Raw genomic sequence first — 18,459 nt, 5'->3', positions numbered from 1 at the left:
ATTCTGGAGCCCCCTGTCAGTTTTCGCTAATGACTTCGACACCGGAAATGACGGGTGGATATTCCGAACCATCTGCAGAATCAAATTCCACTTCGATCTGAGCGGTGACAGGAATCCCCTGGAACTCTTTTACCAGACAACGCATGGACTGTCCCGTTTCCTGAATAATATCAAGGTTTTCCAGTACTGTTTCGCCTTGTAAGCGTACTTGAAATCTTCGTTGACCCGGTTTGACACTTTCGTCCGGCTCTGCAAACGTGAGTTTGATGGTATAACGATTTTCAAGAACTGGTTCATCCGTTTGAGACGGTGAAGTTTTCGCTTGTCCGTTTGGAGCTTTGGTCTTAAGGACCAGGCGTGCCGACCCGGATTTTGCCCCTTTGTACGATTTGGCGATCCTGGTTCCCGTCCCCGTAATTAGAAAACAAATGGAATTCCCTGATTTCCAGTTTTTCTTTGACTGAATTTCTTTCAGAATCGAAGTCAGATCAGGGGTTGCCTGGACTGAACCATGCGCTCCCACCTTTCGCCAGGCTGGGGGTGACCATTCGACTGAAGCTCTGGTTCGTTTTCGCGCTGATAGATTCTGTTTCGTTTCTTTGAATGGTTTAGAATCAGTAGCATCCTCCGCCTGGATTTTCAGGTGGCTCGCCGATTTGCCGGTTTCATCGACCGTGAATTGAATCGTGGCGGTTTCCAGTTCGTCAGACGCAGATAATGGAATGTCAGCAAATCGAAGTGCGACAACTTGAGGATCGTCTTTATCAAGCCCCAGTTCCAGATCACTGCTGTGCAATTTGACTTCACCGTGTGAATCTTCTTCTGCATCGTCTTCAACGCCCGCAATGGGAATCCCGTCGAGTTGAGTCTGTTTTTCGTGCTGCTTGATGGCAATCGTGATCTTTTGGGGATTAATAATTCCGGAAGCCGCAACCCAGTTCAAGCCATATTCAGGCAGAGGTTCAATGACTTTGAGTGCGTGGTGCCGGAAGCGATCATACTTCTGATTAGCAACACTGACTTTCAGGTCTGGCGACTGTCCGCCCACGCTCGGATAGTCGAGCCATAAAGTACCGTTCTCGGCACGTCGATCACCGGGCGCACCAAAGTTGATCCCCGCCTGCTTGACAGTCGTAGATGACTTTGAGTCTGTGCCCAGTTGGCTATTAGTCCAGACCTCAATCTCGGGCATGTGGATTAATGCCAGCGAAGTCTGATTCTGGTAAGAACAGCTGCATGTCCGTGTATAATCGGGGGCATTGAGCACACCATTCGCCACCACTAGATTGGAGGTACAACTCGATTTAAATCCACCAAAATTACCGGTGCCGCTTTGAGATTCTAAGTCATAAAATCCGGCTGCTCCCGAACGAAAGGTCAGCAGATTCTCACTGGCAATCACGTAATTACAACCATACGTGCGCGAGAACTTGAGTTCCTCTTTTTGCTGCGTTATCGGATTAGTAATCGTGTAGGGTGTTCCATCTAAGATATTGAAAGCGCCGCCTGATACTTCGTACGAGTTCGCCGATGTTATAATGAGGTCGTTATGTATCACACAGGGACCAGTATATTTGCGGTCTTTATTATGCCAGATGACGGAGCCATTATTTCCCTGATAGGCAATCATGCCCTGGCCAATTTCATCACTCAGACGATCTTTGGCTCGTGCTCCCGCTTGAAGTAACAAATCATGTTTTTCAGAATATCCTAACCAGGACCCAAAGATACTTTCCTTTGTTGACCAGAGTTCTTTGCCCGTATAGATATCAAAACAGACGATCCGATATTGAGCCGGATCTGCCAGACCGCGCCGGGAGAGTTTTTTCTCAGCACTGGCGGGTAGTTTATCCAGGCAATAGACTCGATCTGCGCCTGCTACGATTCCGTTATGCAGGAAAGAGTGAATGGCAGCAGTGCGCCACAGCTCCTTACCGGAATGCCGGTCATAGGCGATCAATCCGCGACTGGCAGAAAGGTCTGTTGCTTGCGGACCATCTTTCCCCGGTTTTTCATTCACGCGTTTTCCAAAATGGGCAAATCCATTTCCCGCCAGCAGAATCTCGTCATAAACAGCGATAAAAGCCCAATCTTGCTGAGGGTCGGGCAATTTAATAATCTGCCGAGTCGTTCCGTCAGACGCATTCAGAACATGACACTCAGAACCGATGGCGAGATAGACCTCGTCGGATGTCGCGATATAGTTTGTGCCGCGGGCATTGGCGCCGGGAATATGTTTCTGATTATATTTTGTGCTCAGCGGCGTATCTTCATATGTCGTATTAAAATAAATCCCAAAGGTACCCAGGTCTTCAAATTCTCTTCTCCAGAGAACTTCCCCCGTATAAACATCTCGCGCACTGAGGCTATTCATGCCTTCCAGGAACGTTCGGCCTCCAATGACCTGTTCCGGGGGACCATGACTGTGCCGAGGCAAAATATCATCGTGCGTATTTCCACCGAACCAGAGAACTCCTAGAGGAAGTTTGACCCGTTTGTCATTCGATTTCACCGTGTTGGCGATATCACCATACTGATGAGTCCAGTCGGCCGAATCTGGTAATGCCCCCTCACGCTGAATCAGAATTCCGTCCGACAGTGTGGTCTGTTTCGCCTTCGGTAATTTTATCTGTCTGGCCAATGACTCAACCCGACTGCTTTGTGTTGGATTTTCGATGGGGATCCAGATGGCACCACCATAGGGGCGAACGGATCGATAGATTTGTTCGAGTTGACTTGATGTTAAAGACTTCGCAAACGACTTACTCAGTAACGTGACTCGGGCGATATGCTGGGGCGCCTGAAAAGATTGAGGCGTTCCTTGATGCACGGAAATACGTGAACCGTATAGTCCTAATGAGTCGTATCTGGTTCTGAGTTTCAGTACTTTCTTTGCATCCTCTTCAACCACAATCAGTCTTAGTTTCGAATTTTGCAGCAGGGCATCTAAAAAGGGTTTGTTGTCCGCCCCGTAGCTGATGGCATAGCCGGTCTTGGCCTGAGTCATCTCGCTTAACTTCTTTGTCGTCGTACTGGCCTTTGGATCAGAGATAAACTGCCCCGATGACTGCGTTGGGGATGCTGACCGCGCGATGCGTTCTCCGGAGGCGCCGAACGCTTTGACTTCACCGTTTAATGTTACGGCGAATAATTTATCATCTGCGGCTAATAAACGTAAAATCTTTCCTTGAGCGGGTAACTGCCAGGCAATTTCGGGTTCTTTTTCTGCATTTGCTGGCAGCGTGATTGCCGAGATTGTTTTTTCGCCAGCAGCGTACAGACGCTTGCCGGCTCGAATCAAATCTCCCTGTCCATCGGCGTGCACAGACCAGAGTGCCTGATGTTTCTGGCTATATGCCTGAACCAGAGGTTGTTTGTTCTTGAGAATCGCCGAGTAGAGGGTCTGGTCATGCAGAACTGGTTCATTATGCACAAACAGTGTGGGCAAGCCTGTCTTGAGATTGTAGGTGCGAACGCCTCGATAGCGTGTGTGGACGAAGAATTCAGTCGAGTTGGCAATCACAAAAGAACCGCCGTTTCCTTTGCCTCCCAGATGAAAATATTTCAGTTTTCCCGTCTTGCGATCCAGTGCTGCGGGCACAGAACGACCGCCGGGAACCAGTAATAATTCATCGGTTGCAACCAGTGTGCCTTGGGGAGCGACTCCTGCAAAGGAAGGTGCACTATGTGGTTGTTTGATATAGCTGGCACTGGTGGAATCATTCACCCAAATGACATTTCCGGTCTCGGCATCCAGAGCATAAATGAACGTTCCCATGAAAGGCCAGATGCTGGCTGCAAAGTAAACCGTATCCTCATAGAGGACGGGACCTCCACGGGCAGGCCAGGCAGAGATGACTCGTCTATTCCCAAGTGTCTTTTGCGCTGCGGGAGCACCACGGAATTTCCAGGCGAGTTTTCCAGTTGTCACATCCAGGCAATATAAATAGCCATCGTCGCTAACAGTATAGACTCGTTTTTTTGACACCACGGGAGCAAAACGGATCGGACCATCTGCATAGAACGTCCAGAGGGTTTTACCATCCTCGGTATTAATCGCCAGCAATTTATCGGAATCGTTAAATCCGATTAACATTCGTTTTCCAACAACAACCGGTTCCAATATTTTGTCGTATGTCATCAGGTCATTGTTGAGAGGATCGTCCCAGACTTGTTCGCGTTTCCCAAATGCGCGTGACCAAAGCGGAGTGAGTTCGTCAGGAAGATTCTCGGGAGAAGATGCAGAATGACCGGCGTCATAACGCCACATCGGCCAATCACCAGCAAACGCCGATGTTCCAATCAATTGCAGAATCATGATGGCGAATAAAGATACTTGAAATCGAGCAATTCGATTTTGCATGAATTATTCCAATGTATAGAATTAGGTCGGTTTCACGTGAGCTCAGGATTACTGAAGTGGTTCACGATTCCCCCGTTTTTTTGAAATGCAGACAAAACGTCACGATTCCCCAGGCGATCATCGAATATCCTGCGGTTTTCCAAAACCAGGAGAGCTCTTTATCCTGCGTCGCAAAATAAAGGCAACTCCAGCCTCCGATGATGGCAAACAGATCATCTCGATATTTCTTCATTCGTAGTCCTGCTCCTGATTTTAGCAGCAGGAGCACCTTCTCTGGATAAAATATGATTAATTTCAAGTTAGATACGCAAAAACAGGTGGCTCACGAGTCTAATCTTAGAAGGTTTATCGCAAAAGTCCCCCAACATGGCAGAAAAAAGGCAAGATTTTGATCTGTGGTTCGATTTTAACAGCGGGATGTAGCGATCTGTAATAGTAGATCACTCTTGTATTGCTTTTTGCTGATTGTACAATTGACTATATGTTTAAGGGGCTTTCGTCACAATTTAGACTGATTTTGCATTTCGATTAAACAACACCTGGTTGCCAATTCTAAAGGACTGTAGCAAAGTGTTGCCTGTTTTCCGCCATCATCAAGATCAATCCTGTAGATGCATTGTGACGTGCGTTCTTGTCGCGCTCCTGCTTCAGGCAAGTCTTTTGCATAGTCCTGTTTTTGCGTCGGACTCTCGCACAACAGTCCAGAACAGTCGTCTTTCAAATCAAATCGATGACTTGATTGAGCAAGCCAAGAAAAAGGAAGGCGTCGTTTCTGCGCCGCTTGCGACCGATGCCGAGTTTATGCGACGCGTTTCACTTGATCTGACAGGGAAAATTCCTCCCGTTGCTGAACTGCGTTTGTTTCTGACAGATCAAGATCCCCTAAAACGGGAGAAATTGATTAATCGTTTACTGTCCAGCCCAGGATTTGTTGTGCATTTTACAAATACCTGGCGCGATATCCTGTTGCCTGAGGCGGCGACGGATCTGCAGACGCGAGGGCAGATTCCGGAATTTGATGCCTGGTTACGATCTCAGCTACAGGAAAACGTGCACTACGATGAGCTGGTCAGAAAAATTATCGATGCACCACTGGGTGCGACAACTAACAGACAAGTGGCTCGCAATTCTCAGGATCCGACTCCCCGTGCGTATTACATCACGAAACAATTAAAACCCGAGAATCTAGCCGCGGGAACATCACGGGCATTTCTGGGAGTCAGAATTGAATGTGCCCAATGTCATGACCATCCTTTTGACGATTGGAAACAGCATCAATTCTGGCAATATGCGGCCTTCTTTTCGAATATTGATCAACGTCAACAGAACGCTGTGAATGCAACCGACGTTCGGGAAGTCCTTGGGAAACCACAAATTAAAATTCCCGATACAAATCGGTTAGTTGATGCGACTTTTCTTGATGGCGCTCAGCCTGAATGGGATAAAGAGCAAATGAATCCCAGAACACGACTTTCTGACTGGGTCACTTCTGCTCAAAATCCGTATTTCGCGAAGGCGACTGCAAACCGAGTTTGGAGTCTGTTCTTTGGTCGTGGCATTGTTGATCCCGTTGACGATTTTTCATCAACAAATCACGCTTCGCATCCAGAATTGCTGGAATTATTGGCCCGTCGATTCCAGGAGCAGCACTACGATCTAAAATATCTGATTCGTGAAATCACCAACAGTCAGACTTATCAACTCACCAGTAAACAAACGGATCCGAGTCAGTCTCGCGTTGAATGGTATGGAAAAATGCCGACGCGGGGATTAACGGCCGAACAGATCTTTGCCAGCCTGGTTCAGGCAACCGGCTTCTTCCGGCAAACCACAGAATCAAATGCCTTGTTAGTTGGCGCTGGAACCAATACTCCGCAAGCAGAATTTTACGAACTATTTCAATCGGATTCAGAAAATCAACTGGATCCCAAGGCATCCATTCTTCAGGCACTGGCTTTGATGAATGGTACTTTTATCACGAATGCGACTTCGCTTGAGCAATCCGATGTTTTTACTGCTATTGTAGACTTTCCTACACTTTCTGTTGAGAAAAAAATAGAGGCGTTTTACCTGACCACATTATCTCGATTTCCAACAGAAGCGGAATCACAACGACTGACGGCTTATGTCTCAGCAGGAAAATCAGACGCAGACAGAACTCATGCCTATTCCGATTTGTTTTGGGCGCTATTGAATAGTAGTGAATTTTTGTTGAATCATTAAAATGAAACACAATTTGAACAGAATATGTTTTATTGCTGTTTATATGCTGGGAACTATTTTGAGTTCGTATGCGTTGGCGGGAGAGGTACAACCAGAGGCTCTTGCCAAGCAGAGTGGCCAGAGATTGATCCTGCTAGCTCCCTCGGCTCCGTTCATCCTTGAATTGAGCTTACAGATCGATCATGGTGATTTTCGTGCAACGACGACTGATTATATCGAACGCCTGTTCCAGTCACTGGATGGGAATCAAGATGGTTATATTGACCTGAAAGAAATGGAAAATGTTCCTGCATTCGGGATCAAACAGTTCGATCAAGGTAGCCCGGCACTGCGACTCAAAATGCTTGAGACAACTCCGACGGACAACCGTTTAAGCCTGGCAGAATTTGCTTCGTACCTTAATCGTGCGCAAGGCACCGCTTTCCGAATTGCCGGCGCTCCCTCTCGAAGCTCACAGGTAATTGAGTTATTCCGAAAGCTAGACCAGAATGGTGATGGTTCCGTGAGTGATGGAGAGTTCATCGCGAGTTCTGAAACATTATTCATGTATGATCGTGACGAGGACGAGGTACTCAATCTTGTCGAGCTACGTCCGTTTATGTCTGACCCCAATGCGGTAGTTGCACAACCTGTCTCCAGACAAACTGTCGAGACACCTTTTCGACGTCTGGACAATGATCGTTCCATAAATACTGTCATTGATGAGTTATTTAAGAAATATGTGGAGTATCATAGCGCTGAAATCAATGCAATTTCTCTGGAATGTTTTCATCAGGGGCAACCTGATTCCACTGTTCTCCAAGACCATGATCTCAATGCCGATGGTTTTTTAAACCGTGATGAATTATTTGCCTATCTGCAAAAACCAGTTGTAGATCTTCGGATTCAGGTTTCACTACCTCGACAACAGTCATTTCGTCCGAGTATAAAAATCCTGGAAAAGCAATCAAAGCGTGTGAGTGATATCAAAATAAGCTCCCGTTCTAAAGTCGAGTTCCGTGTTGATAGATTGTTACTTGAGCTAAGAGTAAAAAGTTCGCGTCATATGTTTGCGGATACGGTACGGTTTTATCAAACACGATTCCGTGTCGTGGATGGCGATAAGAATGGTTATTTAAATTCCGCCGAATTTGCACAGCTGAATCTGCCAAATACAGAATATAAAAAGGTAGACAAAAACAATGATGCGATGTTAAATGTGGATGAATTGACAAAATATCTGCTGAAAGACACGGCAGCCGTTCAGGATCAGGTCGTAATGACAGTCGACAATGATGGAAAATCACTATTTGAAATTCTCGATACTGATCTGGATCTTCGTTTAAGTTCACGTGAACTTAAACGAAGTCTTCAGCGTGTGAAGGAGTTTGATGGCAATCAAGATCAGTCACTTGATCATTCTGAGTTACGTGGTCACTTCAGGATCACAGTCGAATTGGGAAAACCGGAATTATTTGTCTTTGATCCCCGCGTCAATTCGATGGCAATGAGTCAGAGTCGTAGTGTACAACGAACTTTATCGGGCCCGCTTTGGTTTCAAAGAATGGATCGTAACAGGGATGGTGATATTTCACGCAAAGAGTTTCTGTTTGATCCTGTTTTATTTGAGAAATTAGATCGTGATCAAGATCAGTTGATCAGCCCTGCAGAAGCTGACGCTTATCAGAAAAAACAATCCAAAAACTAGACATCCTCCCGCACATAAGGGGAATAAAATGGAAGACATGAAAAAAACGACACAACTAATTGAACGTGTCCAACGTCGTTTATCGCTGGCGTTGTGGGGGCGGGCGTTGTTTATTTCCTTTGTGTATGTCTTGACTGCCTATTTAGCATTGCTTCTTTTCAGCCGATTTTCAGGTTATTTGAGAGAGTGGTTTCCTCCCGAATCCTTAGGAGTGGTTCTTATTGGCACTCTGGTATTGTCGTTTGTCTTGTTCCGGAAACCGGAAAAAGAACAGGCGGCACGTTTAATCGATCAAAACCAGGGAACGAAAGACCTGTTCTTAACTGTTACGATGCTGGAACAAGCGATCGGCAATTACAAACCGCTAGTCATTCAGGATGCTGAGAAGAAGGCCGCAAAGATTCAACCGGCGGCTATTGTTGGCTTTGAGTGGCAAAAGAGATTAGCTACTTCGTGTGCAGGCGCACTGGTGTTGTTTTTGGTTTTAGAATATGCACCTCAGCTTGATCCCTTTGGCGAAGTTCAGGCTGCAGAAGTCGAACAGGAAAAGGCAAAAGAATTTCAGAATACCAAAAAGGCGACCAAAGCACGGCTGGCAGAACTGAAGAACAAAGATACGGGTGAAAGCGATGAAGAATCAAAAAATGTTAAAATGGCTGTCCAAAACCTGAAGTCTGACTTCCGAAAAATGAAGCCGGGGAAAAAACAAGAGAATTCCAAAGCTCTAGCCGGTCATCAAAAATCACTTGGCGGAAAATGGCGAAAAATTGCCGAAGAGAAAATGAAAAGCCTGATGATGAAGGCGAATCAATCACAAAAATTCGGCGGGATGTCGAAAAATGAAGGCATGAAGAAGTGGAGCAAGGAGTTGCAGGAAGGCTCAACTCAGTCACTCATGAAAGAGATGGATGAATTGAAAGAGCAGTTGCAGCGCTTAGCCAAAGAAACGGATCCCGTGAAGCGTGAGCAGTTAAAAAATGAAATCCAGAAAAAAATGAAGGAAATGGAATCCTTTGCTCGCGAACAAACCAATTCCAAAGCGATGGCAGCAGCACTAAAACGGGCGATGAAACAGATGCAGATGGCTCAGTCAAAAGGCATTAAGGCTGATGAAGCATTCAAGGAAGCCATGCAATCGATGGATCTTGCTAAAATGGAACTCAAAGAGATCGCCCAGTCAGCCAAAGATATGAAAAAACTGGAAGAAGCCCTCAAAGTGCTGCAGATGGCAAAAAAAGTGAATGATAAGTCGGGCCTCGATGGTGAAGCATGTGAAAACTGCATGACGCTTGAGGATTATGAAGAACTGTATGCTCAGATGATGGGCGATATGCCTGGTGATGGAACAGGCGGTGAAGGACAAGGAAGCGGCGGCAAAGTCGATGAAGATGATACCGGCGATAAAGGTTTTAAAACAGAAAAATCGAAATCGGCGATTACCGCTGGCAAGGTCCTGTTGTCATTCAAAACGAAGGGGCTCAGTGATCGCGGAGAAGCAGAAAAAAAATACAATAAATTATACACTGACCTCAAACAGGGTATGAGCGAAGCAATTATGCAGGAGCAGATTCCGCCTGGATATCACGATGGAATCAAAAAGTATTTCAATTCTATTGAGAAAAAACCTGAAGAAAACGCAACTAAGAAATGAATCAAAAATCAGGGAGAGGGCTTTTTTCCGGATGGTTCATTCTGGCAATCGTAGAAGCTGTTGCCATCGTAGCCGTTGGATTGGTCTTTTTTTATCAGCAACAAAGTGATGCACTCGTTGTTTATTGCGCACACGATGCCGTGTTTTCAGAAGAAATCCTGAAAGCTTTTGAACAAAAGACGGGAATCAAAGTCGAGCCACGTTTCGATACGGAAGCCACCAAATCACTGGGCTTAACGAACTTGATTCTCCGGGAGCAAGACCATCCACGTTGCGATGTATTCTGGAATAATCAAGCATTAGGTACAGCCGCTCTCAAAAAGCAAGGCGTGTTAGAAGCATATCAAGGCGATGGATACCACAGGATTCCGGCTGAGTTTAAAGATCCGGATGGCTATTGGACCGGCTTTGCTGCACGACTGCGCGTTTACATCACCAATGTAGATAAGATTCAAACTTCCCCAGAGAGTATTGAACAGAAATTAGCAGGTCCCCTTGATCATGTAGCGATCGCTAAGCCTCTCTATGGCACAACTTTGTCTCACTATACTGTACTCTGTGATGCGTGGGGACTGGAGCGACTGAAGGCTTGGCATCACTCTCTGCAGGAACGTGGGATTCAGGAAACTTCTGGAAACGCGAGCGTTAAGAATCTGGTTGCCAGTGGCGCTTGTGAACTGGGATTCACAGACACCGATGATTATTTTGTGGCTGTCGATGAATCAAAACCGGTTGCCGCTTTGCCAATCACAGTGAACGAGCAAGCAATATTGATACCAAATAGCGTTGCCATCATCAAAGGAACCCAAAAACGAAAACAGGCTGAGGCGCTAATGGATTATCTACTTTCTGAAGAAGTTGAGCTGAAGCTGGCACAATCACAGTCCCGTCAAATCCCGTTAGGACCTGTGGATTGGGATCAGGTTCCTGAAGCAGTAAAAGAATATCGTCCTTATGTCACGAAAGCATATCCTTTAGCAAATCTAGTAAAACAGCGGGAAGAAACGTTAGCCTGGCTTAAATCGGAGTACTTGAAATGAGCCTGGCCACAGCTTGTGGCGTGACAGTGTTACGCAGTTTATGTATTTCAATATTGGGAGTCCTTTTATCCAGACACTTGTCTCGGCTGGTTGAGACAGGGTATTCACGCCGTTCCGTTTTTTTACTCATACTGATCCTGGCCCCTTTATTAGTTCCTGAATTGATTGTGGGATATGCCTGGTGGCTGATTTCACTGAAACTGGTGCATTATCCCTTTTTAATCGAGTTGATTTATTCGGGTCTGGTCTTATTGAAAGTGGTTCCTGTGGGAATGATCTGTTTTTGTCTATCAGCCCCCTCTGCGATTTCACCAGAGGCCGATTTTATCAGAAAATCGGTCAAATCGCCTTCGGCACAGATTATCAAAGCCCGAGCACAATGGAGTTTCTTCCTGTGGAAGACTGTGATTCGGCTATTCCCCGTTGCGGCATTGTTGTTCCTGTTGGCATTTCAGGAATTTGAGATGGCATCGTTACTTTATCGGGATTCATGGACAGTCTGGATATTTGATGCCCAGGCTGGTGGGGTTCCGGTGACCAAAACCCTGGCGTTTCTGACAGGGCCGTTCCTTGTGGAATTGATCCTGATTGCTGGCGTTGTAATGGTCCTGTCGCGACTTCAAAACCGACCAGCTCTCAATCAACCATATCAAACGAAAAACGTAACACGTGTTTCAGCATTCTTATCGTGGGGATATTTGCTTGCTGCATTTTGCATCATAGGATTAGTTCCTTTTCTATTCATAGGCTGGGGCAGTATGCTGGCATTAGGAAGCTTGCTGCAGAATCAATTACAATTGAAGGGCACAATACAGGAATGCGTCTGGGGGCTATTCTATGGGACAACATCCGGTATTGCCGCATGGGGGCTGGCATCATTCTTTTTTGCCTCAAAACAGGCACACCGATTCAAAGTAGCCGGTTTTATATGCTGTCTACCAGGTCTTTGTGGCGCATTGACGCTGGCGTTGTTGATCGCTTCCGCATTTTTATCACATTACATCTATTGGCTCTATGATACTCCTTTGGCGATATTTGTTGCTTTGGTATTATTCCTATTCCCCAGAGCCGTTTTTCTAAAACTGATACTTCAGACACACTCGAAGAACGATGCCTCTTATCTGGCACGACTGTTGAGCCAGTCAAAAAATAAAGTTCAGGCACTGAAGGGAGACCGGTTGCGTTGGGCAGTGAATGGGAGAATGCAGTATTGGGCAGTTGTGATACTGGCTTTCTGGGCTTATTGGAATGTCACACTCAGTTCTATATTAGCGCCGAGTCAAGCGCAACCATCTGCCGTTCGCCTTTATAACTTGATGCATTACGGACAGAATTCAGTTCTATCTGCAATTACCTTGCTCAGTCTTGGCATACCTGTTTGCGTAAGTCTGTTACTTTTACCAGTTGTCAAAAAACTATGGATCTTAAGTTCAAACCGTTCTGGTTTGACAGAGACTGAATAAACTTAATGACTGTTGAAACCTTACAATCAAAAGCCTTGTTGTGGTCACTGAAACATGTCAGTTTAAAGTCTGCGACCAGCGTCCGCTTAGCTGAGGTTGACCTTGAGATCTCACAAGGCGTGACTGCAATCATGGGGTACTCTGGCGCGGGGAAAACATCGTTACTGAATCTATTAGTTAACTATGAAATGCCTGACCAGGGAACCATTACTCGCGGATCAGGAACGTTTCCGTCCGAATTCGATCTGGATCTGTTTTGGGTGCCCCATAATCTTGGTTTGTGGCCGCAATATACTGTTCAAGACCACTTAATGCTGGTTCTTCCGGACCTTGATTCAGAGCCGAGTTTAATTGAAGAACTGCTCTCGGCATTTGATTTATTGCGGGTTCGCGATCAATATCCAGGGCAAATTTCGCAAGGAGAGGCTTCGCGATTAGCTGTCGCCCGAGCTCTGGCCAGTAAAGCGAAAGTCTTGGTGATGGATGAACCTTTGGTGCATGTGGACCAGACGCATTGGCCTTTCTACTGGAACACCATTCGTGACTATTGTCAGAAAAACAAAACATCGCTTGTATTTTCAACACATCAACCAGAACTGGTGTTGAGGGAAGCAGAGCACGTGATCTGCCTTGACCAGGGGCAGGTGATCTATTCTGGTATCGTTAACGATTTGTATGATGCTCCCCCATCGTATCACACTGCTACCTATCTAGGGCCAGTCAACGATCTTGCATTGATGAGAAATGACTCTCCAGAGCAGGAAACCGACAATGCAGCCAAGCTGATTCGGGCCGAACAACTCACCTTGGACAAAGACGAACAGAGTTTGTGGGAAGTGCAATCGACCCGATTCAGTGGCTCAATCGAGGAAGTTACGGTCTCACATCGCGAGTCCGAGTCTACTCAGACTTTATATCACCGCCCTGTCAGGTCAGTATTACAAAAAGGGGATCGGGTTTCTCTTCGTTTGTTGATGTTATGCTTCTGCTTGTTTTTCTGCTCGGGTTGCTTTTCTGACTCTGCCCCGGAACTTGTGTTTTCCAAAATCACACAGTGGTCTGTTCCCTCTGAAGGCATCATGGTTCCGGCGCCACGTAGCGTGAATATCGGGCCGAACGACGAACTTTATGTACTTGATAATGCTGGTCGGGTTCTGGTTTATGATTCAAATAACGAACTGATCAGGCAATGGAAGATGCCTGAATCTGAAGTGGGAAAACCTGAGGGAGTCTGTGTTTTAAAGAATGGTCAAATTGCGGTTGCTGACACACATTACCACCGGGTCATTTTTTTTGATGAACAGGGAAATGTTCAAAAAATGCTTGGCGAATATGGTGTTGAACCAGGACAATTTATTTATCCGGTCTCTGTGGTACAGGATCCTGAGGGGAATATTTTCGTATGTGAATTTGGTGAGAATAATCGCATTCAAAAATTTTCCGAGCAGGGAGAATTTTTGCTCGAATTTGGAAAAGTCGGCACCAATCCCGGAGAATTTCAGCGACCTGCCGGAATGGTCTGGCATAATGGGAAAATCTATGTTGCTGATGCCGCCAATAACCGGATCCAGGTATTTTCGGACGATGGCACCTTTTTAGAGATTTTAGGAACAAAAACCGGGGGAATTCCACTCTATTATCCTTATGACATTGCCATCGATCAGACTAATGAAGCGCTCTATATCGTGGAATATGGAGCAGGGCGGGTCACCAAAATAAATTTAGCGGGTGAAATATTAGGCAGATTTGGAAGAACAGGGATGCGGCAAGGGGAGTTTTTAACTCCTTGGGGACTTACCGTAAATTCAAAAGATCAAGTGTTCGTCGCTGACACTGGCAATCGTTTAATCGTAAAATTGATACCATGAAGATCAAAGAACTCTATCACCAATTCGTTCCCCGACCGCGCATCGCTTTGACCTGGCGACGTGTGATGCCTTTGATCTTCTTTCTGATTATGTATGCCATCGTTTGTATCGGCCTCGAACTGTCTAACGTTTTGTTGTTTGCCCGTCCCTGGGCGTTTGGGCTGATTCTTTTTTCAATCTGGGTCTGGTGGCTTTCGGTTGCTGGTTATGGTGGTTTAAGCAAAGGCCGCGCCTTAGCCGCACTGTTTTCGCGGTTACTGATGCTGGGGCTTTTCGTCATGCTGATCGCAGAGCCTCGTTCGGTTCGCGTTCGTGATGTGATCTCCGTTGTGTATGCAGTGGATCTCTCTGATTCGATCGGTGAATCATCGGTTGAAGACGCTCTGGAATTTGTCACGAAGACAGTCAAAGAAAAGCCACAGACTGATGAAGCGGGCCTCGTGGTATTCGGGCGAAATTCCGCTGTTGAACTGCCGCCACGTGTTTCATTTCCATTTGAAGCTCTGAATTCACGTATTGACCGCGATGCGACAAATTTACAACAGACGCTTTCGCTGGCAGCTGCCATGTTGCCGGAAGAAAATCGCGGTCGGATTGTATTGATCAGTGATGGAACGGAGACAGAAGGCTCGATTTCACAAATTCTGGAAGAGCTTAAGTCACGGGATATCGCCGTTGATGTTTTACCCATTCAATACGAATACGACAAAGAGGTCTGGCTCGAAAACCTGGAGCTCCCGCGGTTCGTCAAGCTGGGAGAAAATTATGAGGCGGCTGTTGTACTCTCGTCCTTACAAGATGGCTCAGGCAAGCTCGTGTTACGAGAAAATGGCGAGCCGATCTATGAGGAAGATGTTTCGTTCAAAGCAGGTAAGAACCGTTTTGTGGTGCCGATTTACCTAAGGGAAGCGGGCTATTATGAATATTCAGCAACCATTGAAACGAAGCGTGATGAAGACCAGGTGCGCGAAAACAATACCGTATTGAACTACATCTATGTCGCAGGGGAAGGCAAAGTTCTGGTGGTTACCGACCCTGCGGGTGACGACCGGGATTGGCAGTCTCTGGTGAAAGCAATTCGCGAAGGAGAGCGCAATGTCGACACGGTCTCTGCCTATGAGTTTCCCAGCGATTCCCTGTCACTGATGCCCTATGACGCGATCGTGTTTGTCAATGTTCCCGCTGATGCCTTCAATGTGATTCAGTTGAAAGCCGTCCATGATTCGATCTTTAATCAGGGAATCGGTTTCATGATGGTCGGCGGTGAGAACAGTTACGGCCCCGGAGGGTATCATCGTACGGTAATCGAAGACGCACTACCCGTGACGATGGATATCACCAAAAAGAAGATACTTCCCAAAGGTGCCCTGGCGATCATTCTCCATACTTGTGAATTTCCTGAAGGCAATACCTGGGGAAAACGGATCACAAAACAGGCGATTAAAGTGTTAGGGGCGCAGGACGACGTTGGCGTTTTGATCTATGATTACATGGGAGGCGAAAAATGGTTGTTTGAGCTAACTCCCGCCGATGAATATGAAAAAATGGTTCCCAAAATCAACGGGGCACAAATCGGCGACATGCCAAGCTTTGCAAACACGATGGAATTAGGTTTAAAAGGGCTGATCAAAAGCGATGCGTCCACAAAACATATGATTATCATTTCGGACGGCGATCCTCAGCCTCCGTCTCCCCAGCTCATCAAAAAGTTTCAAGATAACAAAGTCAGTGTGTCGATGGTCGCGATCTATCCTCATGGGGGGCGTGATATTTCGACGATGCGAGGAATCGCCGGAGCTACGAGGGGGCGTTATTATTTTCCTTCCGATCCCAATCAACTGCCGTCCATCTTTATTAAAGAATCGAAAACTCTCAAACGGAGTATGATTCAAAACGAGACCATCACTCCCGAAGTAGGAATGATTTCCCCAGTACTGAAAGGTGTTCAAGAAATACCGCCCTTACATGGGTACGTGTTAACGACGATGAAACCTCGGGCAGAAGGAATTTTAAACGCTCCTGAAAAGAAAGACGCGGAAGGTGAGATTGATCCCGTGCTCTCCTTCTGGCGATATGGTTTAGGAACCACGGCTGCATTTACTTCTGACCTTTCACCGAACTGGGGCGCTGATTGGGTGAATTGGGATCATTATCAGGCATTCATCAAGCAGTTAATGATTAAGATCTCGCGTGTGCAAAAGCAGGAACATCTGAAAATGTGGAGTCACACTTCTGGTAATAATGCCACAATTATGGTCGAAGATTATCATCCTGAAGAATCGTTTTTGAATGTCGCGGCAAAAATCACCGGTCCACATGATCGTGAAGAAACAGTTGTACTCAAGCAGGTCAGCCCGCGCCGGTATCAGGCTTCGATTCCTCTTTGGGGTAAGGGACGATATCAGGTGATGTCTGTTGGGAAATCAGGGGATCGTGAAGATCATACAAATGGTGGATTCATTGTGCCTTATTCACCAGAATTTCTCCGCTTCCGTTCGAACCCCATTGTTCTGGAGGAAATCGCCGAACGAACTGGAGGTCAACGACTTGATCTGGAGAACGCAGCGAAAGTTATTTATGGTCGCCGCGATCCCAAGCAGAGTTCAAACCCGGTATTTGACTGGTTATTGATTGTGCTGGCGATCTTAGTACCACTGGATGTGGGAATTCGACGCGTTCAATTGGATTGGTATGTCATTAAAGGCTGGTTCGGGTTCGGTCCCGAGAAACAAAGCAGTACTGCAACAATGGGAGCCCTCCTGCAACGGAAACAGGGGGTGACCGAGGAAATGGACCACCGTAAAGGAACGGCTTCAACGACCAGCAATCAGAAAAACGCCCAATCAACCATTTCCAAACTTCAAGAACAGAAACAGCAGTCTTCACGGCAGTCACAACAAAAACGGACTGAGATAACTAACTCGGATCATTCTGGAAAACCTTCTACACAGACACCACCGGCCGATTCAAACGAGAACAAATCGACGACAGGACGCTTACTGGATCTCAAACGTAAACGGCAATCAGACGACGAAAAACAATAGACTTTTATTCTGCGGAGACAATTAATATGAACCAGCCAGAAACAACAGAAGAGCCAACCGTATTGCAGGCTGAAGCAGACCATTTCAAGAAAGTCTTTAATGAAGTGCGATCTGAAATTGGGCGAATGATCATTGGACAGGAGAAGGTCGTTGAATCGACTCTTTACGCGTTGTTCTGTGGGGGAAATGTCTTACTGGAAGGCGTTCCGGGTTTGGGAAAAACCGAACTCGTTAAAGCGCTATCAAAAGTACTGGAACTGCATTTTCAGCGAATTCAATTTACGCCTGACTTGATGCCAGCTGATATCATTGGAACCAATATCATGAGTACCGATGAAACGGGTACTTACCGATTTGAATTTCGGAAAGGCCCCATCTTTACGCAATTGTTGTTAGCTGATGAAATCAACCGCGCTTCTCCTAAAACCCAATCTGCGCTCTTGGAGACAATGCAGGAAGGAACGGTTACAGCCGGAGGGACACAATATCGACTGGATCAACCATTCTTTGTGTTGGCAACGCAAAATCCGATAGAGCAGGAAGGGACTTATCCTTTACCTGAGGCTCAATTAGATCGATTTATGTTTAAAGTGAACGTGCCTTTTCCCAATCGTGATGAACTCAACATGATTGTGCAGCAAACGATTTTGAAACAGCCTGTTGAGTTGAAAAAGCTATTGAACAGCGAGCAAATCCTTGAATTACGGAGTGTGCTGGAAAAAGTGGTGGTAGTGGAACCGATACGGGATTATGCCATTCGTCTGGTCCTGTCCACTCATCCCGGGACTGATTTTGCCACAGATGAAATACGCCGTTTTGTGCATTGGGGAGCAAGCCCACGTGCAGCACAATCACTGGTAAAAGCGGCACGTGTCCGCGCCCTGAGTGAAGGACGTGCGCATGTCGCATTTGAAGACATTCGCTATTTTGCGAACGAAGTGCTGCAACACCGTGTGTTACTGAATTACGATGGTCAGGCAGAAAACGTCGGGGTAGATGACTTGATTACGAAGATTTGCAAAGATCTACCAGAGAAGGAATAAACGTCAGTGTCACAGGGAACTCAACCCAACCAGTTTACGTCGTTATTTGATAATAAAACTTTATCCATGTTGGAGAG

Annotated in this window: 10 protein-coding genes; 8 read left to right on the top strand and 2 right to left on the bottom strand. The window is 46.3% G+C overall.

Features of this window, described 5'->3' with window-relative positions; translation table 11 throughout:
* Positions 1-16: 16 nt before the first annotated feature.
* On the bottom strand, positions 17-4,363 hold the full coding sequence (locus tag AAC022_RS03920; RefSeq protein ID WP_339728193.1) for a PQQ-binding-like beta-propeller repeat protein: 4,347 nt from the start codon (positions 4,361-4,363) through the stop codon (positions 17-19).
* A 61-nt stretch (positions 4,364-4,424) separates the two neighbouring features.
* Positions 4,425-4,595 (bottom strand): hypothetical protein, encoded by a 171-nt coding sequence (locus tag AAC022_RS03915; protein WP_339728191.1) that lies wholly within the window; start codon positions 4,593-4,595, stop codon positions 4,425-4,427.
* Positions 4,596-5,023: 428 nt separating this feature from the next.
* On the opposite strand from AAC022_RS03915, the gene AAC022_RS03910 reads away from it, so the two are divergent.
* The 8 genes from AAC022_RS03910 to AAC022_RS03875 are packed head-to-tail and all read left to right on the top strand — an operon-like array spanning position 5,024 to position 18,382.
* Positions 5,024-6,586 carry a DUF1549 and DUF1553 domain-containing protein gene (locus tag AAC022_RS03910; protein ID WP_339728189.1) on the top strand — a complete coding sequence of 521 codons (1,563 nt, stop codon included), beginning with the start codon at positions 5,024-5,026 and terminating at the stop codon, positions 6,584-6,586.
* Positions 6,587-6,599: 13 nt separating this feature from the next.
* Complete coding sequence (locus tag AAC022_RS03905; RefSeq protein WP_339728188.1) at positions 6,600-8,273, top strand: hypothetical protein; 1,674 nt, start codon at positions 6,600-6,602, stop codon at positions 8,271-8,273.
* A gap of 28 nt (positions 8,274-8,301) precedes the next feature.
* Positions 8,302-9,924 (top strand): hypothetical protein, encoded by a 1,623-nt coding sequence (locus tag AAC022_RS03900; RefSeq protein WP_339728185.1) that lies wholly within the window; start codon positions 8,302-8,304, stop codon positions 9,922-9,924.
* Entirely contained in the window at positions 9,921-10,964 is a 1,044-nt protein-coding gene (locus tag AAC022_RS03895; RefSeq protein WP_339728182.1) for an extracellular solute-binding protein, read from the top strand. The genes AAC022_RS03900 and AAC022_RS03895 overlap by 4 nt, the downstream gene beginning before the upstream one ends.
* Positions 10,961-12,427, top strand: coding sequence for a hypothetical protein (locus AAC022_RS03890; RefSeq protein WP_339728180.1), 1,467 nt, complete (start codon positions 10,961-10,963; stop codon positions 12,425-12,427). The genes AAC022_RS03895 and AAC022_RS03890 overlap by 4 nt, the downstream gene beginning before the upstream one ends.
* A gap of 5 nt (positions 12,428-12,432) precedes the next feature.
* On the top strand, positions 12,433-14,295 hold the full coding sequence (locus AAC022_RS03885; protein ID WP_339728178.1) for an ATP-binding cassette domain-containing protein: 1,863 nt from the start codon (positions 12,433-12,435) through the stop codon (positions 14,293-14,295).
* The gene (locus tag AAC022_RS03880; protein WP_339728176.1) at positions 14,292-17,339 is read left to right on the top strand and encodes a VWA domain-containing protein; all 3,048 of its coding nucleotides are present in this window, start codon (positions 14,292-14,294) and stop codon (positions 17,337-17,339) included. Before AAC022_RS03885 ends, AAC022_RS03880 begins: the two co-directional genes overlap by 4 nt.
* 26 nt (positions 17,340-17,365) lie before the next feature.
* The gene (locus AAC022_RS03875; protein ID WP_339728175.1) at positions 17,366-18,382 is read left to right on the top strand and encodes a MoxR family ATPase; all 1,017 of its coding nucleotides are present in this window, start codon (positions 17,366-17,368) and stop codon (positions 18,380-18,382) included.
* Positions 18,383-18,459: the final 77 nt, after the last annotated feature.

Source organism: uncultured Gimesia sp. (genome assembly GCF_963976445.1).
Lineage (GTDB): Bacteria > Planctomycetota > Planctomycetia > Planctomycetales > Planctomycetaceae > Gimesia.
Note: the sequence above shows the minus strand (reverse complement) of the source record. Positions and strands in the feature narration are given on the sequence as shown.

Coding starts and splice junctions, on each gene's coding strand:
- AAC022_RS03880 (WP_339728176.1), top strand. CDS start 14,292: ATGAAGATCAAAGAACTCTATCACCAATTCGTTCCCCGACCGCGCATC.
- AAC022_RS03875 (WP_339728175.1), top strand. CDS start 17,366: ATGAACCAGCCAGAAACAACAGAAGAGCCAACCGTATTGCAGGCTGAA.
- AAC022_RS03915 (WP_339728191.1), bottom strand. CDS start 4,595: ATGAAGAAATATCGAGATGATCTGTTTGCCATCATCGGAGGCTGGAGT.
- AAC022_RS03920 (WP_339728193.1), bottom strand. CDS start 4,363: ATGCAAAATCGAATTGCTCGATTTCAAGTATCTTTATTCGCCATCATG.
- AAC022_RS03895 (WP_339728182.1), top strand. CDS start 9,921: ATGAATCAAAAATCAGGGAGAGGGCTTTTTTCCGGATGGTTCATTCTG.
- AAC022_RS03890 (WP_339728180.1), top strand. CDS start 10,961: ATGAGCCTGGCCACAGCTTGTGGCGTGACAGTGTTACGCAGTTTATGT.
- AAC022_RS03900 (WP_339728185.1), top strand. CDS start 8,302: ATGGAAGACATGAAAAAAACGACACAACTAATTGAACGTGTCCAACGT.
- AAC022_RS03885 (WP_339728178.1), top strand. CDS start 12,433: ATGACTGTTGAAACCTTACAATCAAAAGCCTTGTTGTGGTCACTGAAA.